Raw genomic sequence first — 23,021 nt, forward strand, 5'->3', positions numbered from 1 at the left:
GAGGAGGAGGAACAGCATGTCGGTTGCACAGGTAAAACGTATTGCGATTTCAGATTCGCCATGGCCATGGCTGCTGCCGCTGATCGCGCTTTTGACGGTCTTCACCATCTATCCGCTGATTTATAATGTCTGGCTGAGCTTCCATGAATTCGTGCCGCGCAAGCGTACGCTTGCTTTCGTCGGCTTCGATAACTGGATACAGCTCTGGAACGATACGCGGTTCTGGGGGGCGCTCGGCGTCACCTTCGTTTATTTCATCGTGGCGCTGACGATCGAGATTATCCTCGGCATGGCTGTCGCACTGCTTCTCGATGCCGAATTGCCGGGCTTCGGGGCGCTGCGCGCCATACTGTCGATGACGCTCGTCATTCCTCCGGCGATTGCCGGAATGATGTTCCTGCTGATGCAGGATCCGCAATTCGGCATCATTCCCTATCTTCTCGATACGCTCGGCCTGCTCGACAAATCGACGCCGATCCTTGCGACATCCTCGCTGGCGCTGGCGGGTGTTCTGGTTGCGGAAATCTGGCAGTGGACGCCGTTCATGGTGCTGATTTTCATGGCCGGCCTGCGCTCGCTGCCGAGCGAGCCTTACGAGGCGGCGATGATCGACGGGGCCTCGTCGTTCCAGATGTTCCGCCGCCTGACGCTGCCGATGATGTCGCGGGTAATCGCGGTTGCGGTGCTCCTGCGCGGCATCGATCTGTTCCGGGTCTTCGACTACGTGTTCGTGATGACATCAGGCGGGCCGGGCACCTCCACATATACGCTCAGCCTCTATGCATGGCAGCAGACCTTCTCCTTCCTGAAATGGGGCTACGGGGCGACGCTCAGCCTGACGAGCCTGGTGATCGTCATGGTGCTGGCCAATCTGTTCATCCGCGTCGCCAAGGTACGGTGGTAATCATGCATCAGAGCCGTTTTGCCCGCACCCTCAGGACTATCGCCGGCTGGCTGGTCGTCGGAGCGTTCTTCTTCCCGATCTATTTCTGGACCTCGGTCGCCTTCCGCGATGCGAAGGATATTTTCAACTGGCCGCCAATCATCGCCGATTTCCAGCCGACAGTGCGCAATTTCGAGCAGGTCTTCGGCATCTCGCTCGGTTTTGCCCGCGATGCCGGCGTCTCGCCCGGCGGCGGCAATTTCTATATGGGGCCGCGCCTGTGGGATTCGATCGTCGTCGCGTCGCTGTCGACCGTGCTTGCAATCGTCGTCGCCACGCTCGCCTCCTACGCGCTGTCTCGCATGAACTTTCGCGGCCGCCACGACTTCGTCAACTGGGTGCTTTCCACCCGCATGATGCCGCCCGTCGCCGTCGCGATCCCGATGTTCTTCATCTTCAAGCAATTCAGCCTGCTCGACACCTATATCGGCATCATCCTCATCCATGGGCTGATGAACCTGCCGCTCGCCGTGCTGTTGCTGAAGAGCTTTTTCGACGACATACCGGTCGAGATCGATGAAAGCGCGCTGCTGGACGGCGCGTCGCGCTGGACGATCTTCCGCCGCATCGTCCTGCCGATGGCCAAGGGCGGCATCGCGGCGACCGCGGTCCTTTGCTTCATCTTTTCGTGGACCGAGTTCCTGTTCGTACTGACGCTGACGCAGACCGGCATCAAGACCGTGCCCGTCGTCTCGTCCACCTTCGTGACTTCGATCGGCACCGCCTGGGGCAACATGGCTGCGCTTGGTGCTGCGGCGATCGTACCGGCCTTCATCGTGATCCTTCTCGTCCAGCGCCATCTGGTGCGCGGTCTGACCATGGGTTCGCTGAAGCAATGACAGAGCCTGCGCATGAGGAGTGCGTTGATCAACTGGAGATATCCCGAAGCCAAGCACGGTGAGGGACAAGAGGAGGAGAGAGAAATGAAAGAGGAAGACCGAAAGCTTTATCTCGCATCCATTACGGACCGGTTCGTCCGCGGGGCGATGGATCGCCGTTCGTTCCTGAGTTCGGCCGGCAAGCTCGGCCTCGGCGCCGCAGCGCTCGGCATGGGCATGGGAAGCCGCCCGTTCGTGATGAACAGGGCGCTTGCCCAGGAGCAGCTCGCGCCCAGTCCGGAAATCCTCGCCTGGCTGAAGGACGTCGCCAAGCCCTTCGCCGGCACGACGTTGAAGCTTGCGACGGAATCGACCCCGCCATCCAACGCCATCAACTCGCAGCTCAAGAAGTATTTCGAGGAGGCCACCGGCATCAAGGTGGAAATCGAGGTGCTGCCGCTCGAACAGGTCCTGCAGAAGCTGACACTCGACGTCGCCTCCTCGCTCGGCACCTACGACCTCTATTACATCGACCAGAGCTGGGCGGCGTCCTTCAGCCAGGATGTTTTCGATCCGCGCGAGCAGCTTCAGGAAAAGCCCGATCTCGCCATGCCGAACTACAATATCGACGACTTCATGCCTGCGCTGGTCGACGGCATCGCCAAATACGAGGACCGCTGGGTCGGTGTGCCTTACGATATCCCGATCTTCATCATGATCTATCGCAAGGATATCTACGAGAAGCTCGGCCTCAAGGCCCCGGCCACTTTTGCCGATCTCCTCAACAACTCTGTCGCCATCACCAAGGAGATGGGACCGAAGGCTTACGGCTATGCCGGTCAGATGAAATCGGGCCACTACGCGCTCGAATGCGAATGGACCTCGATGCTCTGGGGTTACGGCGGCTCTGTCTTTACCGCCGACAAGAAATTCTCCGGCAACGACGAGCGGGGCATCGCCGCGCTCGACTACTACACCGAATTGAGGAAGGTCATGCCGCCCGGCGTCGATCAGTGGACCTGGGACGGTCAGGGGCAGGCGGTCGCGCAGGGCGTCGCCGCCTCGATGCTCTCCTGGGGCGAGTTCTTCCCCTATTTCGACGATCCCAGCCAGACCAAGGTTTCCGGCCTTTGCGAGGCGGTCATCCCGCCGCAGCCGATTGCGCTGCGCAAGCCCTCGGAATGCGGCTATGGCGAAATCCCCGGCGTCGGCCATCAGGGTGGCTCATCGCTTGCCGTATCGCGATATTCGAAAAGCCCGGATGCGGCGTGGCTGTTCATGCAATGGGCGACCTGCGCCGATACGCAGGCCCTCATCACCACGCTTGGCGGCGGCACCGGGCCGACCCGCACCTCTGTCTATAACGATCCGCGCGTCAAGGCGAACGCCCGTATCGGGGCCGGCACGACCCGCCATCTGCCCGTCGTGCGCGAGACCATCGACAAGTACATGGGTTCCGAACCGGATCTGCCGGAATGGGCGCAGCTTTCCAATGACACGATCCCGGTCGGTCTCGGCAAGTATTTCGCCGGCAATTACGGCTCGTCGAAACAGGCGATGGACGACATCGCCTCGCAGGTCGAAGCGGTGCTGAAGGGCTGATCTGAACAGAGGAAGGGCGGCGGCGCGGCCGTCGCCCTTCCGGTCGGCAAGAAGAGGAAAACGGGAGGAAATCATGGCGGACAAACCCCTGATCGCGATTACCGGCGCGAGTTCCGGCATCGGCGAAGCCGTGGCGCGCGCCTTTTCCGCGGCGGGCCACCCGCTGCTCCTGATCGCCCGCCGGCTCGACCGGCTGGAGGCGCTCGGTCTGCCGAATGCCCTTTTGCGGAAGGGCGATGTGCGCGACCGTGCGAGCCTCAATGGGGCGGTAAAGGACGCCGAGGCGATATTCGGCCCGGTGGACATGATGTTTGCCAATGCCGGCATCGCCCGGCTTGGCGATATCGGCAGACAGCCGCCGGAAGAATGGGACGAGATGATCGACATCAACACCAAGGGCGTGATGAACAGCGTCCATGCGGTGATGAATGGCATGATCGAGCGCAAATGCGGCACGCTGGTCATGATGAGTTCGATTGCCGGCCGCAAGGTCTATCCCGATCATACCGTTTATTGCGGCACCAAGTTCTTTGTCCACGCCGTGTCCGAAAGCCTGCGGGAATATCTGGCGCCGCACGATGTGCGCGTCATCGTCGTCTCTCCCGGCATCATAGATACGGAAGTGCTCGATCATGTGAAGGATGAGGCGACACTCGCCAGCTACCGGGCCAACAAGGCGGCCATCGGCGGCGGGATATCAGCGGATACCGTCGCGGGTCTTATCCTCGACGCCTACCGGCTTCCGCAGCGGGCCATCGTGCAGGAAATCGTCATCACGCCGACCCGGCAGAAATATTGACCATGCCGCCGCCGGCTAAGTCCGGCTGGCCGATTTAAGAAAAATGGAGTGGGAACCCCATGGCGACCGTGGAATATCAAGGCATCGGCAAGTCGTTCGGCGCTTTTACGATCATGCGCGACATTTCCTTCAGAATCGAGGACCACGAGTTCGTGGTGCTGCTGGGCCCGTCTGGATGCGGCAAGACGACCCTTCTGCGCATGACGGCGGGCCTTGAAACCGTGAGCGAGGGCGATCTTTTGATTGGCGGCCGGCGCGTCAATGAGGTTCATCCGCGCGACCGCTCGATTGCGATGGTGTTCCAGAACTACGCGCTTTATCCGACAATGAAGGTTTACGACAACATCGCCTTCAGTCTGGAGGTCGCCAAGGTGCCGGTGGCGGAGATCAGGCAGCGGGTGGAATGGGCGGCCGCGACGCTCAATCTCACGGCCTATCTGGATCGCTACCCCAAAGAACTGTCGGGCGGCCAGCGCCAGCGCGTCGCCATGGGACGCGCCATGGTGCGCGAGGCGCAGGTTTTCCTGTTCGACGAGCCGCTGTCCAATCTCGATGCGAAGCTGCGCGCCCATATGCGCACGGAAATCCGCCAGCTTCACAACCGCCTGAAAACCACGACGGTTTACGTCACCCACGACCAGATCGAGGCCATGACCATGGCCGACAAGATTGTTGTGATGCGGGCCGGCAAGATCGAGCAGATCGGCTCGCCCGACGATGTCTACGACCGTCCGGCCAGCAAATATGTCGCCGACTTCATCGGAAGCTCGTCGATCAATTTCCTCCCCGGAACGGTCGTCGCGTCGAACGGCGCACCCGCCGTCGACACGGCGACCGGACGGGTACCGCTCGAAGCGACGACCACGGCAAAAGCCGGGCAGAAGGTCATTGTCGGTGTTCGTCCGACTGATGTCGTTGTGGATGAGGCCGGTCCGCTTGCCGCGAAATCGGTGCTGCTGGAACGGCTCGGCCACGACGCCCAGCTTTTCTGCGACGGACCGGACGGCCGCTTTCTGGCCGTGGTCGACAAGGCGGCGCGGTTTGCCGAGGGCAGCGATGTGCGTTTTTCCATCGCGCCCGCCAAGGTTCACGTCTTCGATGCAGAAACGGAAATCCGCATCTGACGATGCGGCATCCCAAATCCCACAATATCGCGGCAACCCGGCCGTAAAAACTATCCGCAGGAAAGGAATTCGCAATGAAATCGCGCTGGTCGGAGCCGGAATTCAAATCCGTGGTCGATGCCTATGTCGCCAGGGGAATAAACCGCGACCTCGCCATCCGCACCTATACGACGCGGCTTCTGGGCGTGGACCCGGAACTGGTGCTGCATGGCGGCGGCAATACCTCGGTCAAGACGGTTTTCACGGAAATGGACGGATCGGAGGTCGATGTGCTGTGCGTGAAGGGCAGCGGCTGGGACATGGGCACCATCGAGCCACAGGGCCTGCCGGCCGTGCGTCTCGATCCGCTAAAGGCGATGGTCGCCTTCGAAACGCTGTCCGACGACGACATGGTGATGTTGCAGCGCCGCCTGCTTCTCGATCCGGCAGCCCCCAATCCTTCGGTGGAGGCGATACTGCACGGGCTGCTGCCGTTCAAACATATCGACCACACCCATGCCAACGCGATCGTGTCGCTGACCAACCAGCCGCATGGCGAGGAGATCGTGCGCGAACTGTTCCCCGACAGCATCATCGTGCCTTACGTCATGCCGGGCTTCGACCTTGCCAGAGCCTGCGACGCCGCCTTCAGGGCCAACCCGAAGGGCGACGGGATGATCCTCCTCAAACACGGCATCTTCACCTGGTCAGAGGATCCACGCCAATCCTATGAGGATATGATCGAAAAGATCGACAGGGCGGAACGCCGCATTGCTGAGGGGCGGCCGAAGCCGTTCAAAAGCGTCACCATCCCCGCCAGAATCGCGACCGCTGCCGATATCGCGCCGATCCTTCGCGGAGCGATCGCCATCGACACCGGCATCGAGGGCGCGCCAAAACGCTTCGTGCTTGAACACCGCACGAACGAGAAAATCCTCGACTTCTGCAACGCCGAAAATGTCGCAAGCCTCGTCAGGCGCGGCAATGCGACGCCGGAGCACGTCATCCACATCAAGCGCTTCGGCGTCTCGCTGCCTGCGCCGGTGGAGGGAGAGCTGGAGCAATGGGCCGAGACGGTTCGCAAGGCGGTAAGCGCCTACCAGGCCGAGTACGGGGATTATTTCGAGCGCAACAATGCCCGTGTCGGCGGCATCAAGCATATGCTCGACCCGATGCCGCGGGTCTTTTACGTCGCCGGCATCGGTCTTTTTGCGGCCGGCGCGGCGCGCAAGAATGCGATAGTCGGTGCGGATGTGGCCGAAGCGACCATTTCGGTCATTACCAATGCCGAGGGCATCGATGCCTTCGAGGCGCTTTCGGAAGCCGATCTGTTCGACATCGAATATTGGTCGCTCGAACAGGTGAAGCTGACGAAAGTGCAGGAAAAGCCGCTGACCCGGCAGGTCGCCATCGTCACCGGCGGGGCGAGCGGTCTCGGTCTTTCCGTGGCGGAAGCGCTGAAAGCGGAAGGGGCGGAAGTCGCGTTGTTCGATATTTCTCAACAAGCGGTGGGGCGCGAAGCCAAACGGATCGGGGCGTTCCCGGTTGTCTGCGACGTCACCAGTCCCGAATCCGTTGACGCGGCGGTGGCCAGCGTGGCGCAGCATTTCGGCGGCGTCGATATCCTGATTTCCAATGCCGGGGCGGCCTTTCAGGGCAAGCTGCTTTCAGTTGACGAAGCGACTTTCCGCAAGGCTTTCGACCTCAATTTCTGGGGTCATCATTATATGGCGCGCGCCGTCGTGCGGGTGATGGAGAAGCAGAAGACCGGTGGCGCCATCGTCTTCAACGTCTCGAAACAGGCGGTCAATCCGGGTGCCGATTTCGGTCCCTACGGTACGTCCAAGGCGGCATTGATGGCGCTCATGCGTCAATACGCGATCGAACACGGCGCATCGGGCATCACCTCGAACGCCGTCAATGCGGACCGCATCCGCACCGGGCTGATGACCGATGCGATGGTGCAGGACCGCTCCAAAGCGCGTGGCCTGACGCCGGAGGCCTACATGCGCGGCAACCTCGTCGGTCGCGAGGTGACGGGCACGGATGTGGCGGCGGCCTTCGTGCACCTTGCCAAGGCGCGCACCTCGACGGGTGCGGTGATCACCGTCGATGGCGGCAATGTCGCTGCCATGATGCGCTGAACAATATCGGTGAAAAAGGGCGAAGACGACGTGGCTTCGCCTGATCAGGGAAGTTTGAAGGAAGAAACCATGGCAACGATCCTCATCCTCGGCGCTGGCGTGATGGGCAGCGCCCTTTCGGTCCCGGCGGCAGACAATGGCCATAGGGTCATGCTGGTCGGCACGCCTCTCGATGGCGAACCGATCCGCCGCATGAAGGCGGGGGACGCGCATCCGAAGCTCGACCGGCCGCTGCCGGACAGCGTTAATGTCCTTGCAGATGACGATCTGACACCCGATCACATTGCCTCTGCCGATCTCGTCATCATCGGCGTCAGCAGTCCGGGGATTGCGTGGGCGGTCAAACGGCTGAACGACATGCTCACGATACCGAAACCGGTGGCCTTCGTGACCAAGGGCCTCGACCGCAGGGATGGCGGTATCGTCACCTATGCGCAAACCATGCCAGAGCAGGTGGCAAATATCGCGGCCTTCATCGGCATAGGCGGGCCCTGCATCGCGCGGGAACTCGCCAATCGCTATCCGACGACGAGCGTTTATGCCTGCCGCGACCGGGACGCTGTGGCTTTTGCGGCGAGCCTTTTGCGCACGCCCTATTATCGCCTCGCGGTCAGCGACGACGCGACCGGGGTCGAAGCCTGTGCGGCGCTTAAGAACTTCTTCGCCATCGGGGTCAGCGCCATGCAGACCCGCTATCCTGATAATAGCCGGACAGACGGGCAGTCCAAGAACCCAACTGCCGCCGCCTTTACGCAGGCCGCCGCAGAAATGGCCGCACTCTGCGAGCGGATCGGCGGACGGTGCGACACCGCTTTCGACCTTGCCGGCATTGGTGATCTGCATGTGACGGTGGGCGGCGGTCGCAACAGCCGTCTCGGCCACGGGCTTGGCCACGACCGGACGGTGGCAGATTTGATGGCAGGCGAACTCGCAGGCGAGACGGTGGAAGGCATCGACACCGCCCGCGTGCTGGCGGATCTGGTCAACGCCTTGCCCTCGGCGAAGACCGATTTTCCGTTGGCCTGCGCGATCATCGCCTCCGTGCTCGATGGCGGCACGCTGGACTTCGATTTCTCCACGCTTTTCGCGTGAACCCCCGACCGGACGCACCACTTCATGCGGCCACAGACCCGTTCTTCAAACACAGGCAAGGAAAACCGTCATGAAAATCGCCCTTGGAGCGGATAGCGCAGGTAAGCCGTTGCTGGATGTCATCGCCGCGCATCTGGCCGGGCGACCGGATATTGAGGTCGCCGACCTCAGCCAGTCCGGCTATTACGCCGATCTGGCCGCCCGGGTCGGGCAGGATATTCTCGACCACAAGCATGATAGGGCTATCCTGTTCTGTGGCACCGGGATCGGGGTCTGCATCTCGGCCAATAAGGTCGCCGGCATCCGGGCGGCTCTCACCCACGATACCTATTCGGCGGAGCGAGCCGCCAAATCGAACGACGCGCAGATCATTACGCTGGGCGCCCGCGTTGTCGGCCCTGAACTTGCCAAGGCGATCGTCGACACCTGGCTCGCCTCCAGTTTCGATCCGGACGGTCCTTCGGCTGGTAACGTTCAGGCCATCAATAAGCTGGATATCATACGGTGAACTGGCTTGGCTCCGCCGCTCGTCAGAACCTCATGGTCAGCGACGCTTTGAATGTCCGTCCCCGACCCGGCATCATGCTGAGCGACAGGGGGTCGATATAATAGCGGTCAAACCCGTTTTCGACGCTGTCGAACGCCGTCGAGAAAGCACTCCAGCGATTGGCCCTACGGGGTGACATTCGGTGTCCCTACCGTGGTCTCTACGGTAAGCCAGGAACAAGCACGCTGACTGGCAAGATGGTGTTTCCAGCGCGATCGACCATCTATGCGGACACCTATCCTCGAACTATCGAGATCGAAGCCAATGCCAGCGATCCGAACGCGACAAAACCTGTGATCTATACGCTCGACTTCAAACGCATCGCCGCCAAAACAGCCTATTGGGTCGGACGGCCGGCCATGCGGATCGTTCAGGCCCTTAGCTGGTTTCGTGACGATCGATCCAGTCTTGAACCCGCAGTCAGTGGCATCATCCGTCATCTGGCACAAAGTCCACACCGGCAGGCGATCCTCCAGGATCTCCGGGAAAACATTCAGGCCCTTCCCGCCTGGATGTTTTCTGTTATGAGCACCATCACCGCAGCGTTACCGCCTGCAGACGACAATGAAAAACACCTCTACGTCTGCTGGGTGCTCGATTTTCACATTGCGGTGTCAGATCGCTTTGGCCTGCGTATTGCGCGAACTTTGGGGCTATCGCCAGCCCCGCAGAAAAACCGATCGCGTCCGTCGGATTCAAGCCCCGAAACTGCCATTCCCGCCGGCATATCCAACCGCTCCAATACTTCACCGGTCGAAGGATCGATGCGGCGGACATCGCTTTGATCGTTCTCCCACGTACCGTGCCAGAGCTCGCCGTCGACCCACGTGACCCCGGTAACGAAGCGATCGGTTTCGATCGTTCGTAGCACCTTTCCCGTCTCGGGATCGATTTGATGGATTTTGCGGCCGCGATGTTGCCCGACCCAGAGCGAACCTTCAGCCCAGGCAAGGCCGGAATCGCCTCCATTGCCGGGGGCGGGAATCGTGGCGAGCACCGCGCCGGTCTTTGGATCGAGCTTCCGAATCACCGCCTCAGCAATCTGGAACAGATACTCGCCATCGAATGCCGTACCGGCATCGGCGGCAATATCGAGCGAGGTCAGCACGTCCCCGCTGTCCGGATCAAACGCCTCCAGTTTTGCACCTGTCGCCATCCAGACCCGGCGGCCGTCAAAGCTGACCCCATGGACGTGATCCACTCCGGGAAAAGGGCCATATTCGCGGATAATTTCAGCGGCTCTGTGTCTCATCCCTCATCCTAGCCTGAAACGCCGATGGCGGGGAGTAACAAGCTTGTCGGGAAACCTGGAACGCTCGTCGCAATCCAGCGACGGGCGCGTCCGTGGCCGAACCACTCCACCTTATCATTTTTCGCAAGGGTATCGAGCGCCCGCTGCATCGTGCGCGGGCTGACGTCGAGCGCGAGCGCCAGCGCGGAGCTGGACCAGGCCTCGCCATCGGCGAGAAGCGCCAGCACATCGCCATGCTCGTCTTCGACGGGCGGCGCAAGCACCGCGACCGCGCCGGTGCCATGTGGCTCCAATACAAACCCCTGCTCGGTGGCGCGTATCTCCGCCATAGGCCTGATTAGTTCGCGCAGACGCCCGATCTCAACCCGCAGCCGAGCGCGATGCGATTCATCTGCCTCCCGTGCACGAAAGGCGCGGGCGAGAAGTTCTTCCCGCGTAACATCTTCCGGCCAAGCTTCACCGAGCACGCGGATGAGCGCGAACAGGACAGGACGACTGTCGAGAAAGACCCTGGCTTTATTGACTTGCACGACGTTACGGCACACATCGATGATGAGCGCCCCCGGTGCAATGAGCGCCTCGACCTCATCGAGCCGAAGAAACCGTTGTCCATTGCGCGCGACCAGCCGCACGGCAGGCACTTCGAAGGCCCGCACGGCTCTATCGACCTCGGCCTTCAATACAGCATTGTCGACGGCGGCTGCGGCGCTTTCTGCGCGATTGAGCGCATCACGAGCCGGCTTCGCGCGTATGCGGCGCATCGCGATGCCCGCGACTACCAACTCGTAGCCTACCCGCGATGTCATCGGCAACGCACCAGCATCGAGGCCCTCCAGAACCCGCTCCGCCTCGTCGAGACGGCCGATCAACAGCAAACGCCTTGCTTCGAGATAGCGGGCATGCGCGGCGTTCGCGAAGTCTCCAAATGCCTCCAGGGTGGATCGGGCGGCGGCGAGCCCCTCCATGGGACGGCCAAGGTCACGCAAGACCAACGCGATCTCTGCCTTCGCAACGTTGCATCGCGCACGGGCCATAGGCTCCCGGTTGCCGAAAGCGCGCGCCGCGCTTCCCAGCAGTTCTTTCGCCCGCGTAAGGTCGCCGAGCTGCGCCATTGCAATGCCGCGCAGGGCGAGTGCGGGAGCATCGGCGCGTAGGGCGATGCGCTTGAGCGCTGCAAGCGGATCACCCGCCGCTAGCGCCCGCGCCGCGAAGATCATCAGAGAGTCCATTCAAATCCCGTCACACTTGTTACTCACATTCTCCCGCCATTCGGACATAGATTTTTATCAGGTTAAGCATCGGAGGAAGCATTGTCGAACCTCAATGGGAATTCAGAAATGACAATGTCCAAACCAACGAGAAAACGCTCTTCAGACACCATGCGATCAGGCGGCGTCACAGGCTGGCTCGTTCTTGCAGCTTCGCCAACCTTCGCGTTGATGGCCTGGATTTCTGCGAACGACATGCAGGCGAGAATCTGCGCGTCCCCACCCCGCATGCTGCCGATCAGCGGCATGGCCTTCATGTATCTGCTGATGAGCGTCATTCACCTGTCGCCCTGGCTGAAGCTCGCTTCCGCTTACTGGCGGCAATGTCCATCCCCTAAAACCCGAGGAGACTGACAATGAACCACAAAATCGTTTCAGCCCAAGACTGGCTCGCCGCCCGGCGGGATTTTCTGAAAGCGGAGAAAGAACTTACTCGACACCGGGACGAGGTCGCCCAAAAGCGGCTGGCGCTGCCATGGGTGCGGATCGAGAAGGAATATGTGTTCGATACGCTCGATGGCCCCCGAACGCTTGCCGATCTGTTCGGTGGCCGATCGCAGCTTCTGGTGCAGCATTTCATGTTCGCGCCGGGATGGAAGGAGGGTTGCCCGAGCTGCTCTTTCATGGCCGATCATACCGATGGCATGAACAATCATCTTTCGCATCACGACGTTACCATGATCGCCGTATCGCGCGCACCGCTCGCCGACCTCGAGCGCTATCGTAAACGGATGGGCTGGCAGTTCAAATGGGTGTCGTCCTTCGGAAATGAGTTCAATCACGATTTCCGTGTCAGCTTCACACCTGACGAAGTCGCGTCCGGCAAGATCGACTACAATTTCGGAGAGTGGCCGGAGCTCGGCGAGGAATGGCCGGGCATCAGCGCCTTCTACAAGGACGACGCCGGCCAGGTCTTCCGCACCTACTCCACCTATGGGCGCGGCGTCGAGACGATGATGGGTACCTATCAGTTGCTCGATCTCGCCCCAAAAGGACGCAATGAAGTCGAAGGAATGGACTGGGTGCGCCGCCACGATCGGTACGAATAGCAGTCCTTACGTTTGCCCATGCAATTGCGGCCAGCAGTGATGGGGGAGGATATGATATCCGAAACGGTTTCAAGGAAAATCTCTTGGCCGATCTCGACATGGCTGTTGGTCGTCTCGCTGATCTTCGGCAGCTTTGCCCTGATCAGCAGCGAATTACTGCTCATGGCAGTGCTCACGCCAATGGCCGCCTATCTCAGCGTCTCGGAAGGCGCGGCGGGTCAGGCGGTGACCCCTTACAGCTCTATTTCTCTGTATCGCAGCCGGATGGTAGCGGTCGTTATCCTCTCGCCCGGATCGCAGTTTGATCCATCTGGACCTCTGCGTTCCAGTTGCCGATGGCGGCAAGGCACAGGTGTGGCTCTGGCGGAGGCGGCTTGGGCCGCCCTCGAACTGCTGCGTTCCTCAAAGCGAAACAAATCCTAGCTCTTGAAGAGATACGCACCGCCGAACCATCATTTCGCAGCCACGCAGGGACCCGAACCAACGACACTGTCATTACAAAAGTCCGATGGCGGAAGATTCATAGTCGAGCCGATAACCTGACCATGCTCGAATGACTGATTTAGGGCCGCGAGCAGATCGTCCAATCCTGGACGCGGGGGACGAAATAGCTGCTGAGGAAAGCGGGCGTAGCCAAACATTGCTAACCTGGACCGACATCTAACCTTCTCAGCCAATTTCGGTCACCTGGATTTACAACTCCGCCTGATCGTAAGCGCGCCGGCGTGCTCTGATGGTTTCCAGATTTTCGTGGACCCAGAAGTTAAATCCCTCAAGGGCGCGCAAAGCTCCATGGGCGATCTCCGTCAGTTCGTACTCGACACGCGGCGGCACTTCGGGAAAATAGTGACGCACAACAAATCCCTCACGCTCGAGATTACGCAGCGTGAGCGTCAGCATGCGCTGGGTGATCTCACCGACCTCTTTTCTCAATGTCGAAAAGCGGAGCCGATGATCTTCCGCGAGAGAAAGACGCCAAAGAACCGGCACAGTCCATTTGTCACTCAGCAGGCTGCAGACCCCGTTTGACGGAATGGGTCTGAAGTGTCTGTCGTTTTCTGATCCGCGCGATGGGCCGGCATCGATCTGTTCTTCCAAGGGTATCATCCTTGTGCCTGATGCTGAAAAATGTGCCGTCTTCCGGCAGAATTACATTCGTATATATAGACGGTCCTTGTTTAACGCGAGGGTTTCAAGTGACCAATAGCAAGCACCCCATTCTGGTTTTCGGCGCTACCGGAAGGCAGGGAGGATCTGTCGCCAAAGCTTTGTTGAAGGCGGGATGGCCTGTTCGCGCACTCGTTCCGGATTCCACCAAAGCTGCATCGCTGCAATTGCGGAATTCAGGTGTCGAGCTTGTGCAGGGTTCATTTGAAGAGACCAAAGTAATCCGCACAGCGATGAAAGATGCTTACGGTGTCTTTAGCGTACTGCCAGCCAGCCTGGCTGCCGAAGACGAAGTCCGTCATGGTATATCGATTGCGGATATCGCTGCTGAAACCGGCATCAACCATTTTGTTTATTCCTCAGGCGCCAGCGTGGGGAATGAACTGACAGGCGTTCCGCGTTTCGACGCCAAGCCACGTATCGAAGCCCATATTCGACAGCTCGACATAGCTACGACCATCATCCGGCCGATGATTTTCATGGAAATGCTGGTGCGACCTGGCTTCGGTCTGGAGGAGGGCCGGCTGGTGTCCCTGATCCGACCCGACCATTCCATCCAGCTTACCGCCGTGGAAGACATCGGCAGGTTTGTCGCTGCCGTGCTTGCCGACAAGTCACGCTTCGGCGGCGCAACACTTAAAATCGCCAGCGATCGACTGACCGGCCCCGAGCTTGCGGCTGCCTTCAGCGAAGCAGCCGGTCGCTCGATAGCCTATGAACGGTTTCCGGACGATGTTTTGGCTGCAAACGCTGATCTCGCGCATATGGCAGAGAGCCTGGTAGACGGGCCGCTCGCCGAGCTCGTCGATCTGAAAGTCATGCGCGAAATTAACCCCGACCTTCTCACCTTCAGGTTCTGGCTCGCTGGCAATGGGCGCAAGCTGCTCGATGCAGCCTTGCAACCGTCGGTCTAGGGACATACGCCAGCCTCAATAACGACAAGCGAACCACAACGGCTACCGAGCAGACGTTTGCAGTTCATCAGTCGCGCGCCAGGGCTTCGATCGGGTCCAGCTTTGCCGCATTGCGGGCGGGAAGGAAGCCGAAGACGATTCCGATCAGGGTTGAGCAGGCGAAGGCCACCATGATGGAGCCCGAAGAGAAGATCATTTTGAAGTCGGGGCTCAGCAAATTGAAAAGAGCGCTGATCCCGAGGGCGAGCATCACTCCCATGAAGCCGCCGACAAGGCAGACCAGAATGGCCTCGATCAGGAACTGGGAGAGAATATCGCTGCGGCGCGCGCCGACGGCAACACGAACCCCGATCTCCTTGGTACGTTCGGTCACGGACACCAGCATGATATTCATCACGCCGATGCCGCCGACAATCAGCGAGATTACGGCGACAGACGAAATCAGCAGCGTCAAAGTTTGCGTGGTGGTCTCGATAGTCTCGCGAATGGTCGCCGAGTTGGTGAGGAAGAAGTCTTTCGCGCCATGCCGACGCTCGATGAGGCGGGAAACTGCGGCCTCGACGTTGCCCGGGTCGACATCGTCTCTGATACGGACCGTTATGCCGTCGACGTTCGGACGACCCAGCATGCGGCCCATGACGGTTGTGTAAGCCGCATAAACCGTCAATGTATCAACCGCCGGGCCGAAGGAGTTTTCCCGTTTCGTCACACCCACAACCCTCGCCGGCATTGTGCCCAGAAGGATGACCTGCCCCACCGGGTTAACCCGGTCTGGAAACAGGTCTCGCGCGGCGTTTGCATCGATCACCACATTCTGGCTGTAGGCGGCAACGTCCTGGGCGTCGAACAGTTGTCCATGCTCCAGTTCAAGGCCCCGTACACGAAAGAAGTCCGCGCCAACTCCGGTGACTGACGCATTGACGGCCACGGCGGCGCGCTTGACAGTTACACTCGTCGTGACGGTTGGTGTCACGCTGTCGACATAGGGCTGGTTCACCAGCGCTGGGGCATCGGCGGGAACCAGGGTCCGTATCTTGCCCGCTTCCAGATCGCCGAAGCCTTTACCGGCCCGCACCTCGATCGTGTTGGTGCCGAGCGAACTGATACTGCTCAGGATTTGTTGCTGCGAGCCGGCTCCCAGTGCCGAAATAGCCGCCACCGAGGCGATACCGATGATGATGCCGAGCATGGTCAGAAGCGAGCGCATCTTGTGCGCCCAGATTGCCGCGCCCGCCATACGAAAGGCCTCAGTCATCCGGTCAATTGCGCCGCGCCAGCCAGCGCCCGGCGCGTGCTCGCGGATAGGACGGGCCGTCGCGGCGGACCTGGATATATTGCGCTCGTCGGAAATGACAACGCCGTCGCTGATCTCGACGACCCGATCCGCGTGTTCGGCGATCTTCTTGTCGTGAGTGACGAGGATGATGGTGTACCCCTCGGCGTGAAGCTCGCGCAGGATCTTCATGACTTCGGCGCCACTGTGCGTATCCAGCGCTCCGGTCGGTTCATCGGCCAGAATTATCTCGCCGCCATTCATCAGGGCGCGGGCGATCGACACCCGCTGCTGCTGGCCGCCCGAAAGCTTGCCCGGGATATTGCCCGTCCGCTCGGCCAGGCCCAGTCGGGTCAACAAGGAGATCGCTCGCTTGTGCCGGTCGGATCGGCTGCGTCCGGCATAGATGGCTGGCACCTCGACGTTGCTGGCTGCGCTGAGGTCGCCAAGCAGATGATAGCGCTGGAAGATGAAACCAAACCGCTCACGGCGTAGCGCCGCCAGCTCGTCCACGGACATCTTCGACGTCTCGCGCCCTTCGATCCAGTAGCTGCCGTCCGTCGGACGATCGAGGCAGCCAAGGATGTTCATCAGCGTCGACTTGCCGGAGCCAGAAGCACCTATGATGGCCATCATCTCGCCGGCCTCGATGTCCAGGTCGACGTCTTTCAGCACCCGCACCATCTCGTCGCCTGCGGGGAAAGCGCGGGATACTCCACGGACGCGGATCAGTGGTTCCGTCATAGCGCGCCCTACCGCTTCGCTGCGGCCAGTTGAGCCTGGCCATCCGTGCGTTCGTCGGTGGATGCTCCCAGGACGATGGTCTCGCCGGCCTGAAGTCCGCCAAGGATCTGGATGTCCGCGCCGTTATCGATGCCGACCTGGACCTGCCGGATCTGGACCTCGCCCATCGCATCCAGTATGCGCACACGCGCGGTATCCCCGGCCCGCGGCGCGCCTTCCACCGCGCTGAGCGGAACCAGCACGGCGCCGCTGACGCGGCTCAAGACGATGGACACCTGCGCCGTCATGGAGGGCCGCAGGACCCCGTCCGCATTCGCCACGTCGATCAGCCCGGTGTAATAGACCGCGCCGTTGGTTGAGCCAATCCGGCTCGCGGCGGCGTTGCTCTCGTTGGCGATGGAGGCCGGGGCCGGTTCCACCTGTCGCAACTCCCCATCGAAACGGCGCTTCGGATCGCCAAGAATGCTGAACCAGACCGGAAGGCCCCGCTGTACACGCACGACGTCAGCCTCGGAGATATCCGCGCGCACCGTCATTGTGTCCAATCGCGCGATCATGACGATGGTCGGCGCGGTCTGCAGGGCATTCACGGTTTGGCCCTCGTCGGTGACGATCGCCACCACCGTGCCGGCGATTGGGGCAGTGATGCGCGTATAGTCCAGTTCTATACCCGCAGACTCCAGCGCGACCTGCGCTTGGGCGACCTGAGCGTCCAGCGACTGAACCTCAGCCCGTGCGGTGTCTCGCATCGCAACCGCAGCGTCATACTGGGCGCGCGGCGTGGAACCACCTGCCAGCAGGTCACGCTCGCGCTCGAAATCCTTCTCGGCTTTCACCAGACCGGCGCTGCGCGCGGCGTGAACGGCGCGGATGTTGGCCAAAGCGGCCTCGCGGTCCCGCAAGGTGTTGCGCCGGGTCTGGGAATCGATCTCGGCCACCAATTGGCCAGCCTCGACGATGTCACCGATCTTGACAGCCAGATGCTCAATGCGACCCGAGGCCTGAGCGCCGACACGCACCAGCTCGAGCGGTTCGAGAACCCCGATCGCCAGCACCACCTCTTCAATATCACCCGTTCGCGCCTGCGCCGTCACCAGTTCAAGCTTCGCCGGCGGACGCAGAAACAGCAGCCAGACGCCCAGCAGACCGACAAGGGTTGCCGCCCCCAGGATCAAACGCTTGCGGGTAATGTGTCGTGTCATTTAGTCGTGGCCCATGCTATTGAAATTTGCGGGCTTTCTCTGTCACGAGAGTTACCTGAAAATTACGGGGAACCATCGTCGTGCCTATCCGTTTGGCACGCGCTGTAAAATCAACCGATCGGCAAAGAGTGTTTGCGATGTGGATGGCGTGCCAGAGATTGCCCGCCAGGCATCAAGTGATCGCGGCCGTGCTCAGCCAACGTCGACGGATGAAAACGCCTTGACCTGTTGGCGCAGGCGACGGACCTACCGCTGCTGGAAAACGCGCTTCTCGCGCCAGCGTACGGCAAATGTGCTGCCCTTGCCTGGAGCGGACGAAAGCTCAACGTAGCCGCCGTGACGGGTGACGATCTCGTTGACCATGCTGAGCCCCAGCCCCGCACCTGAGCCGTGAGGGCTGACACGGTAGAACGGCTCGAATATGCGCGACTGCTTGTCACCGGCAATTCCGCAGCCCTGATCGGCGACAGTCACGCTGCCGTCAGCCTCAATACTGACCGATATCTGTCCTCGTCCGCCTCCGTACTGGACTGCATTACGAACCAGATTGACGAATGCACGCTCCAGAGCTTCGGCATCCCCGGGAACGAACAGGTTTTCCGCATCGCTATCGAACGAAATCTCGTAACCTTCGGCGATCGCCAGGGGCGCGAGGTCGGCGACCACCTTCGACACAATGCTGTTGAGATCGACAGGTGCATTCTGCTGGGGCTTCTGCCGGTACTTCTCGGTGTCGAGAAGCTGGTTCGCGATTGCTGTAAGTCGCTTGATGGCCGTCTGCAGGTGTGTCTTGTCCGCACCTGGTGAAAGCGTATCTATTCTCACCTGCAGGACAGCAATCGGCGTTCGAAGTTCATGGGCCGCGTTGACAAAGAAGCGCTCCGTAGCCTCGAAGCCGCTATCGAGACGACGCAGCGCCCTGTTGATGTCGCGCACCAGACGAAGCACCTCAGTGGGCAGGCCCCGCTCTTCCACCAGGGCGCCACGTGTGTCGAGATCGATCCTGTCGAGACGCCTGGTCAGGTCGCTGAAGGACCGCAAAGCCCAGCGTGTGACAAACGGGACGCCAATCAGGGAAATGGCGACGAGGATCAGCGCCGGTACGCCGATGGCAAGGTTCCCCAACAGCACGGTCACACCATATTGGGACATCGAAACACCGCCGGCAAAAATCGTTGCCTCACCGGCCTCTGTGTCGAAACGCTCCATGCGGGCGACACTCAGCGGATCGTTCAGGTCACCATGGAGTTCGACACTTCTGAACGCCCGCAGGAATGGCATGTTGTCGGCAATTTTCCCGGGAGGCGCGCCGTGTGCAAGGACGATATCTTTTCCAAGGTCTGCCACGAACCACAGGTCAGGCGCTTCCTCCATAATCTCTTTAAGCTCGGCCGTCGGAACCAGATGGGGTCGGCCATTCGGCTCGAGACGAACCGAGTCTGCGATTTCCTGAGACAGCCAGATGGACGTGATCGCCACATCGGGCTTGAGGCCAGAAAGGAGATAGAAAACTAGGCTGAGCGAGGCGATGACCGCGCAGAGCTGCAGGACGATAAAACCAAAAGTGAATCGCCAGCGAAGGGATGTGCTGGTCATCCTATTTCTGCTCATGAAGGTAGTAGCCTATGCCACGAATGTTCTTGATAACAATGTCGGCCTCCGCTTCGACAAGCTTTCGGCGCAGGCGAGACATATTGGATTCCAGTGAGTTCGACTGGATCTCGTCGTCAAAGGAATAGACCTGCCCCTCAAGGGACGAGCGCAACACGGTACGACCACGGTTTCTCAAAAGAGTTTCGATGATGAGCAGTTCCCTTCGGGTGAGCGCAAGCCTGACACCGTTGACATGCACATCGCATGAAACCCGATCATAGGTAACGTTTCCTGCCGACAGGACGAATGGGCCGGCTGTCGGCACCCGCCTCAGCACAGCGCTCATTCTGGCAATCAGCTCGGGAATTTCGAACGGCTTCGGCAAATAGTCATCGGCGCCGTCATTGAGGCCGGAAATTCGCTCGTCGGTCGATCTCAGAGCGGAGATGATGATCGATCGTGTATTTGAACCCACGCGACGCAAATCGGCGAGGAAGGTACTGCCATCGCCATCCGGCAGTTGCCGGTCGATAAGGACGATGTCGTAATCCGCCATGGCGATTGCTTCCCGCGCCGTCGCCAGATCTCCAACAGCATCAAATACGATGCCATGCTGCGAGAGGGCCACCCTCAACGCATCCGTCATTTCTGGATCGTCTTCGATAAGTAGAAGTTTCATAGTGGCCTGATCAGTCAAGTCTCGGACCGTCATTCCCGATAGTCTTTACAGCAAAACTACGGTTCTGGTTCAGATAAATTCGACAGTCGTGACGTCCTGACCGTCCGGTTGTGGGGCATCATGAAACTGCTGCGGACGTGGAGACCGGAGAAACCGAAGTCCGTCCGATATCCATCTCGCCTTTGACGCGTGCCTCTCAGGCCGCAATCTTTATCGGCAGCGACCGTAATGATCCCGGTATCTGCATCCGTAGTCGCGGCGGTCCCGTTGTTCCCAGCGGTCGCGGCGGTTCCTGTCGTTACGTTCGCTGATGTTGCCTATCACAGCGCCACCCGCGCCGCCTGCCGCGGCTCCCACTGCGGCGCCTTCCCAAGTACCGCTTGCCAACCCACCGATGATAGCGCCGCTCGCCGCACCAATGCCGGCGCCCTTTTCCGTCTGGCTGCACGCTGTCAGCGTCAAGCAAACGAGTACGCCTGAAATGATCTTTTTCATGTCTGTCCTTTCGAGCCATCGCCGCTACGGTCGCCAGTCGACCGTTGAGACGCACCAAGGCGGAGGCATATGGACACCGAAAATTACGTGGAAGTTACGCAGAATCGCCGCGACCAGCAGATTCGCCGTATTCCCGTCCTCGACCGCAACAAGCAGCTGGTGGGAATCCTGTCCCTCGGCGATGTCGCCGTGGAAACCGACGGCACCGGCGTGGGCGAGGCATTGGCCGCGATCTCCCGTCCCGGCGGGACCCATAGCCAGTCGGGCGTGCAGCCGCATTAAACCTATGGCCCGGGGCCTGTTTTTTTGACAGGGCCCCGCCAATCAGATCATCACCGGCGAGGGTTGCACCCCTCCCCCAGGGCAAGCCGCTGTGCGGCAACGGGAGCACCAGATGGACGACAATCACAGCGCCAATCATGAGGGGAAAGCCCACGCCGCCAGCCATCCCTATGCGGCTTTCGCCCTTCGCCGGCGTCTCTGGCAGCGCCTCTTGACGTCGCCGCGTCGTCATCCGGCGTTTCCCGGGGGAATGGCGCGTCACAGGAGTTCCGGGACTTAATATTGCGTAGGAGCGATTTTACTGCACGGCCCCGAGCCCTCCTTCGGGGCTCCGCGCGATAAGGGCCAAGCGCACATGCGTCTATCGCGATTTGCCGAATTCCTTGCGAAGCTCATCCTTCGCATCTTCCAGCACTTCCTTGCGTTTTTATTTCGTCTTCCGTGAGATGCTCGATCCCGATAAAATCAGCGCGTGCCTGCTCCATCATGAGGAAAGTGACAATGGTCGTGCCCGTGTTGATGACCAGTTGCCATTGGCAGGTCCACAGAGAGGGCGACGTCCTGAAGGGCAAGCTCATTTGCGCGCGGTGCGAGGAGATAACGAACGAGAAAATCGACGCGCCAGCGGTACGCTTTCTGACGGCCGACGTTGCGTTCGTCGGCATCGCTATCATCTCAATCTGTGCCTTCGGTGTTAGTTTTACAGTTCGGCTGCTGGAGCGAATTCTTGCTCCTTGGAAAAGGAAGGCCTCGCGGCCTTTCCCCTCTTCATAGAGCGCAGCTGGAAAAAGCATGCGGAACGCGGAAAAGATTAAGGCAACGCCATCCTCTCATCCAGAGAAACGCCGTGCCGACAATTCGAAAAATAAGCAATTGCCTTTTCTAAAAGCTTAAATTTCGGGCAATCGATCCCTCGTTTATATATTCCATAAAATTACTATACTATTAGGTTCCGGCCATCGGGGGATCATCGGTGGGCGGTAAACCTGATCATTTCATCAGGAGCATTTTTAGATGTCATCTCAGGGATTTATCGGCGGCTTCGTCAGATCGGCAATTGCGGCGGCGCTGCTCGCATCCGTAACACTATCCGGCACAGCCCATGCCGGTCCGACACTCGACAAGATCAATCAGCGCGGCACGATCAAGGTTGGCGTGGGCACCACGCCTGGCTTCTTCTCACCGGACAGCAACGGCCGCTGGCAGGGTTTCTTCATCGATTACGGCCGCGCATTGTCCATCGCAGTCTTCGGCAATCCGGACAAGGTGGAATTCACCAATTCCTCTCCCCAGCAGCGTCTGCCTGCCTTGCAGAGCGGTGAATTCGACATCCTGCTTTCCGGTGTCACCGTGACCATCACCCGCGCCTTCAAGCTCGGTTTCCACTTCGGCCCGACGATTTTCTATGACGGTCAGGGCATTCTGGTCCGTAAGGATCTTGGCGTCACCAAGGCTGCCGATCTGGACGGCGCCACCATCGGCGCCCAGAGCGGTACGACCGGTGAACTCAACGTTGCCGACTTCTTCCGCAAGACCGGCAAGAAATTCACGCCGGTCACGATTGAAGATACCGGGCAGTTTATCGCGGCGCTGGAGTCCGGACGCGTCGACGCCATCACGCAGGATTCTTCCGATCTGGTCGGCAAGCGCACCCAGTTGAAGAAACCCGACGACTATATCGTCCTGCCGGAGCGGCTGTCGAAAGAACCACTGGCACCCGCCGTTGCCGGCGGTGACGACCGGTGGCTGGAAATCGTGAACTGGACCGTCAACGCCACCATCCAGGCGGAAGAATGGGGCATTACCTCCAAAAACGTCGATGAGTTTCTGAAGTCTCCCGACCCGGCAATCCAGCGTTTCCTCGGCGTTGATCCGTCGCTTGGCGAGGCCATCGGCCTTGATCCGAAATGGGCCTATAACATCATCAAGACGGTCGGTAACTATGGTGAAATCTTCGACCGGCATCTGAAGCCGCTCGGCTGGGATCGCGGCTACAATCGCCTCTGGACTGATGGCGGCCTGCTTTATTCGCCACCCTTCCGTTGAGACGGCCGA

General features: G+C 60.3%; 22 protein-coding genes and 2 pseudogenes. 14 read left to right on the forward strand and 10 right to left on the reverse strand.

Going from position 1 to position 23,021, the window contains the following annotated elements; genetic code table 11:
* Positions 1-16 precede the first annotated feature (16 nt).
* The 9 genes and pseudogenes from ACQZ5G_RS17530 to ACQZ5G_RS17570 all read left to right on the forward strand — a co-directional run.
* Positions 17-904, forward strand: a complete 888-nt coding sequence (locus tag ACQZ5G_RS17530) for a carbohydrate ABC transporter permease (RefSeq protein ID WP_003523996.1) — start codon at positions 17-19, stop codon at positions 902-904.
* A gap of 2 nt (positions 905-906) precedes the next feature.
* Positions 907-1,782 (forward strand): carbohydrate ABC transporter permease, encoded by an 876-nt coding sequence (locus tag ACQZ5G_RS17535; RefSeq protein WP_003523997.1) that lies wholly within the window; start codon positions 907-909, stop codon positions 1,780-1,782.
* A gap of 84 nt (positions 1,783-1,866) precedes the next feature.
* Positions 1,867-3,363, forward strand: coding sequence for an ABC transporter substrate-binding protein (locus ACQZ5G_RS17540; RefSeq protein WP_448738440.1), 1,497 nt, complete (start codon positions 1,867-1,869; stop codon positions 3,361-3,363).
* Positions 3,364-3,436: 73 nt separating this feature from the next.
* A complete protein-coding gene (locus ACQZ5G_RS17545) occupies positions 3,437-4,162 on the forward strand; it encodes an SDR family oxidoreductase (RefSeq protein WP_448738441.1) in 726 nt (241 codons plus the stop codon).
* 59 nt (positions 4,163-4,221) lie between these two features.
* A complete protein-coding gene (locus tag ACQZ5G_RS17550) occupies positions 4,222-5,286 on the forward strand; it encodes an ABC transporter ATP-binding protein (protein ID WP_448738442.1) in 1,065 nt (354 codons plus the stop codon).
* 74 nt (positions 5,287-5,360) lie between these two features.
* A complete protein-coding gene (locus tag ACQZ5G_RS17555) occupies positions 5,361-7,409 on the forward strand; it encodes a bifunctional aldolase/short-chain dehydrogenase (RefSeq protein ID WP_448738443.1) in 2,049 nt (682 codons plus the stop codon).
* A 69-nt stretch (positions 7,410-7,478) separates the two neighbouring features.
* Positions 7,479-8,501, forward strand: a complete 1,023-nt coding sequence (locus ACQZ5G_RS17560; protein ID WP_448738444.1) for a glycerol-3-phosphate dehydrogenase — start codon at positions 7,479-7,481, stop codon at positions 8,499-8,501.
* 70 nt (positions 8,502-8,571) lie between these two features.
* Complete coding sequence (derI, locus tag ACQZ5G_RS17565; protein WP_003524004.1) at positions 8,572-9,009, forward strand: D-erythrulose-4-phosphate isomerase; 438 nt, start codon at positions 8,572-8,574, stop codon at positions 9,007-9,009.
* 125 nt (positions 9,010-9,134) lie between these two features.
* Positions 9,135-9,605 (forward strand): annotated as a pseudogene (locus ACQZ5G_RS17570) (DUF6088 family protein); the annotation flags it as partial.
* A 44-nt stretch (positions 9,606-9,649) separates the two neighbouring features.
* Here ACQZ5G_RS17570 and ACQZ5G_RS17575 read toward each other — a convergent pair.
* The 3 genes from ACQZ5G_RS17575 to ACQZ5G_RS17585 all read right to left on the reverse strand — a co-directional run bounded on the left by ACQZ5G_RS17575 (position 9,650) and on the right by ACQZ5G_RS17585 (position 11,846).
* Entirely contained in the window at positions 9,650-10,300 is a 651-nt protein-coding gene (locus ACQZ5G_RS17575) for a Vgb family protein (RefSeq protein WP_003524006.1), read from the reverse strand.
* 8 nt (positions 10,301-10,308) lie between these two features.
* The gene (locus ACQZ5G_RS17580; protein ID WP_448738445.1) at positions 10,309-11,529 is read right to left on the reverse strand and encodes a helix-turn-helix domain-containing protein; all 1,221 of its coding nucleotides are present in this window, start codon (positions 11,527-11,529) and stop codon (positions 10,309-10,311) included.
* 62 nt (positions 11,530-11,591) lie between these two features.
* The gene (locus ACQZ5G_RS17585; RefSeq protein ID WP_448738446.1) at positions 11,592-11,846 is read right to left on the reverse strand and encodes a hypothetical protein; all 255 of its coding nucleotides are present in this window, start codon (positions 11,844-11,846) and stop codon (positions 11,592-11,594) included.
* A 78-nt stretch (positions 11,847-11,924) separates the two neighbouring features.
* Between ACQZ5G_RS17585 and ACQZ5G_RS17590 the strand changes: the two genes are divergently transcribed.
* Positions 11,925-12,617 carry a DUF899 domain-containing protein gene (locus tag ACQZ5G_RS17590; RefSeq protein WP_448738447.1) on the forward strand — a complete coding sequence of 231 codons (693 nt, stop codon included), beginning with the start codon at positions 11,925-11,927 and terminating at the stop codon, positions 12,615-12,617.
* 51 nt (positions 12,618-12,668) lie between these two features.
* Positions 12,669-13,040 carry a hypothetical protein gene (locus tag ACQZ5G_RS17595; protein ID WP_448738448.1) on the forward strand — a complete coding sequence of 124 codons (372 nt, stop codon included), beginning with the start codon at positions 12,669-12,671 and terminating at the stop codon, positions 13,038-13,040.
* Between the two features lie 270 nt (positions 13,041-13,310).
* Here ACQZ5G_RS17595 and ACQZ5G_RS17600 read toward each other — a convergent pair whose 3' ends face one another.
* On the reverse strand, positions 13,311-13,724 hold the full coding sequence (locus ACQZ5G_RS17600; RefSeq protein WP_269832909.1) for a winged helix-turn-helix transcriptional regulator: 414 nt from the start codon (positions 13,722-13,724) through the stop codon (positions 13,311-13,313).
* Between the two features lie 89 nt (positions 13,725-13,813).
* On the opposite strand from ACQZ5G_RS17600, the gene ACQZ5G_RS17605 reads away from it, so the two are divergent.
* Positions 13,814-14,698, forward strand: a complete 885-nt coding sequence (locus ACQZ5G_RS17605) for an NmrA/HSCARG family protein (RefSeq protein WP_448738449.1) — start codon at positions 13,814-13,816, stop codon at positions 14,696-14,698.
* A gap of 67 nt (positions 14,699-14,765) precedes the next feature.
* Here ACQZ5G_RS17605 and ACQZ5G_RS17610 read toward each other — a convergent pair whose 3' ends face one another.
* The 5 genes from ACQZ5G_RS17610 to ACQZ5G_RS17630 form a co-directional block, all read right to left on the reverse strand.
* Positions 14,766-16,715, reverse strand: coding sequence for a MacB family efflux pump subunit (locus ACQZ5G_RS17610; protein ID WP_448738450.1), 1,950 nt, complete (start codon positions 16,713-16,715; stop codon positions 14,766-14,768).
* An 8-nt stretch (positions 16,716-16,723) separates the two neighbouring features.
* A complete protein-coding gene (locus ACQZ5G_RS17615; RefSeq protein ID WP_448738451.1) occupies positions 16,724-17,917 on the reverse strand; it encodes an efflux RND transporter periplasmic adaptor subunit in 1,194 nt (397 codons plus the stop codon).
* 246 nt (positions 17,918-18,163) lie between these two features.
* On the reverse strand, positions 18,164-19,513 hold the full coding sequence (locus ACQZ5G_RS17620) for a sensor histidine kinase (RefSeq protein ID WP_196378799.1): 1,350 nt from the start codon (positions 19,511-19,513) through the stop codon (positions 18,164-18,166).
* A gap of 1 nt (position 19,514) precedes the next feature.
* Positions 19,515-20,189, reverse strand: a complete 675-nt coding sequence (locus tag ACQZ5G_RS17625; protein ID WP_448742675.1) for a response regulator transcription factor — start codon at positions 20,187-20,189, stop codon at positions 19,515-19,517.
* A 210-nt stretch (positions 20,190-20,399) separates the two neighbouring features.
* Positions 20,400-20,684, reverse strand: a complete 285-nt coding sequence (locus tag ACQZ5G_RS17630; RefSeq protein WP_337353011.1) for a YMGG-like glycine zipper-containing protein — start codon at positions 20,682-20,684, stop codon at positions 20,400-20,402.
* A gap of 69 nt (positions 20,685-20,753) precedes the next feature.
* Between ACQZ5G_RS17630 and ACQZ5G_RS17635 the strand changes: the two genes are divergently transcribed.
* On the forward strand, positions 20,754-20,966 hold the full coding sequence (locus tag ACQZ5G_RS17635) for a CBS domain-containing protein (protein ID WP_003524017.1): 213 nt from the start codon (positions 20,754-20,756) through the stop codon (positions 20,964-20,966).
* A 425-nt stretch (positions 20,967-21,391) separates the two neighbouring features.
* Here the strand turns inward: ACQZ5G_RS17635 and ACQZ5G_RS17640 are convergent.
* A pseudogene (locus ACQZ5G_RS17640) lies at positions 21,392-21,544 on the reverse strand (low affinity iron permease family protein); the annotation flags it as partial.
* A gap of 436 nt (positions 21,545-21,980) precedes the next feature.
* Between ACQZ5G_RS17640 and ACQZ5G_RS17645 the strand changes: the two are divergent.
* Positions 21,981-23,012: an amino acid ABC transporter substrate-binding protein gene (locus tag ACQZ5G_RS17645; RefSeq protein WP_003524020.1), complete on the forward strand. Its 1,032-nt coding sequence runs from the start codon at positions 21,981-21,983 to the stop codon at positions 23,010-23,012.
* The last annotated feature ends 9 nt before the right edge of the window (positions 23,013-23,021 follow it).

This window comes from Agrobacterium sp. 22-214-1 (assembly GCF_053522465.1).

Excerpts from the sequence above, each read along its gene's own strand:
- ACQZ5G_RS17610 (WP_448738450.1), bottom strand. The coding sequence starts at position 16,715 with ATGACGGAACCACTGATCCGCGTCCGTGGAGTATCCCGCGCTTTCCCC.
- ACQZ5G_RS17590 (WP_448738447.1), top strand. The coding sequence starts at position 11,925 with ATGAACCACAAAATCGTTTCAGCCCAAGACTGGCTCGCCGCCCGGCGG.
- ACQZ5G_RS17595 (WP_448738448.1), top strand. The coding sequence starts at position 12,669 with ATGATATCCGAAACGGTTTCAAGGAAAATCTCTTGGCCGATCTCGACA.
- ACQZ5G_RS17535 (WP_003523997.1), top strand. The coding sequence starts at position 907 with ATGCATCAGAGCCGTTTTGCCCGCACCCTCAGGACTATCGCCGGCTGG.
- ACQZ5G_RS17545 (WP_448738441.1), top strand. The coding sequence starts at position 3,437 with ATGGCGGACAAACCCCTGATCGCGATTACCGGCGCGAGTTCCGGCATC.
- ACQZ5G_RS17585 (WP_448738446.1), bottom strand. The coding sequence starts at position 11,846 with ATGACGCTCATCAGCAGATACATGAAGGCCATGCCGCTGATCGGCAGC.
- ACQZ5G_RS17575 (WP_003524006.1), bottom strand. The coding sequence starts at position 10,300 with ATGAGACACAGAGCCGCTGAAATTATCCGCGAATATGGCCCTTTTCCC.
- ACQZ5G_RS17615 (WP_448738451.1), bottom strand. The coding sequence starts at position 17,917 with ATGACACGACACATTACCCGCAAGCGTTTGATCCTGGGGGCGGCAACC.
- ACQZ5G_RS17635 (WP_003524017.1), top strand. The coding sequence starts at position 20,754 with ATGGACACCGAAAATTACGTGGAAGTTACGCAGAATCGCCGCGACCAG.
- ACQZ5G_RS17625 (WP_448742675.1), bottom strand. The coding sequence starts at position 20,189 with ATGAAACTTCTACTTATCGAAGACGATCCAGAAATGACGGATGCGTTG.
- ACQZ5G_RS17555 (WP_448738443.1), top strand. The coding sequence starts at position 5,361 with ATGAAATCGCGCTGGTCGGAGCCGGAATTCAAATCCGTGGTCGATGCC.
- ACQZ5G_RS17645 (WP_003524020.1), top strand. The coding sequence starts at position 21,981 with ATGTCATCTCAGGGATTTATCGGCGGCTTCGTCAGATCGGCAATTGCG.
- ACQZ5G_RS17550 (WP_448738442.1), top strand. The coding sequence starts at position 4,222 with ATGGCGACCGTGGAATATCAAGGCATCGGCAAGTCGTTCGGCGCTTTT.
- ACQZ5G_RS17580 (WP_448738445.1), bottom strand. The coding sequence starts at position 11,529 with ATGGACTCTCTGATGATCTTCGCGGCGCGGGCGCTAGCGGCGGGTGAT.
- ACQZ5G_RS17530 (WP_003523996.1), top strand. The coding sequence starts at position 17 with ATGTCGGTTGCACAGGTAAAACGTATTGCGATTTCAGATTCGCCATGG.
- ACQZ5G_RS17620 (WP_196378799.1), bottom strand. The coding sequence starts at position 19,513 with ATGACCAGCACATCCCTTCGCTGGCGATTCACTTTTGGTTTTATCGTC.
- ACQZ5G_RS17600 (WP_269832909.1), bottom strand. The coding sequence starts at position 13,724 with ATGATACCCTTGGAAGAACAGATCGATGCCGGCCCATCGCGCGGATCA.
- ACQZ5G_RS17560 (WP_448738444.1), top strand. The coding sequence starts at position 7,479 with ATGGCAACGATCCTCATCCTCGGCGCTGGCGTGATGGGCAGCGCCCTT.
- ACQZ5G_RS17630 (WP_337353011.1), bottom strand. The coding sequence starts at position 20,684 with ATGAAAAAGATCATTTCAGGCGTACTCGTTTGCTTGACGCTGACAGCG.
- derI (WP_003524004.1), top strand. The coding sequence starts at position 8,572 with ATGAAAATCGCCCTTGGAGCGGATAGCGCAGGTAAGCCGTTGCTGGAT.
- ACQZ5G_RS17540 (WP_448738440.1), top strand. The coding sequence starts at position 1,867 with ATGAAAGAGGAAGACCGAAAGCTTTATCTCGCATCCATTACGGACCGG.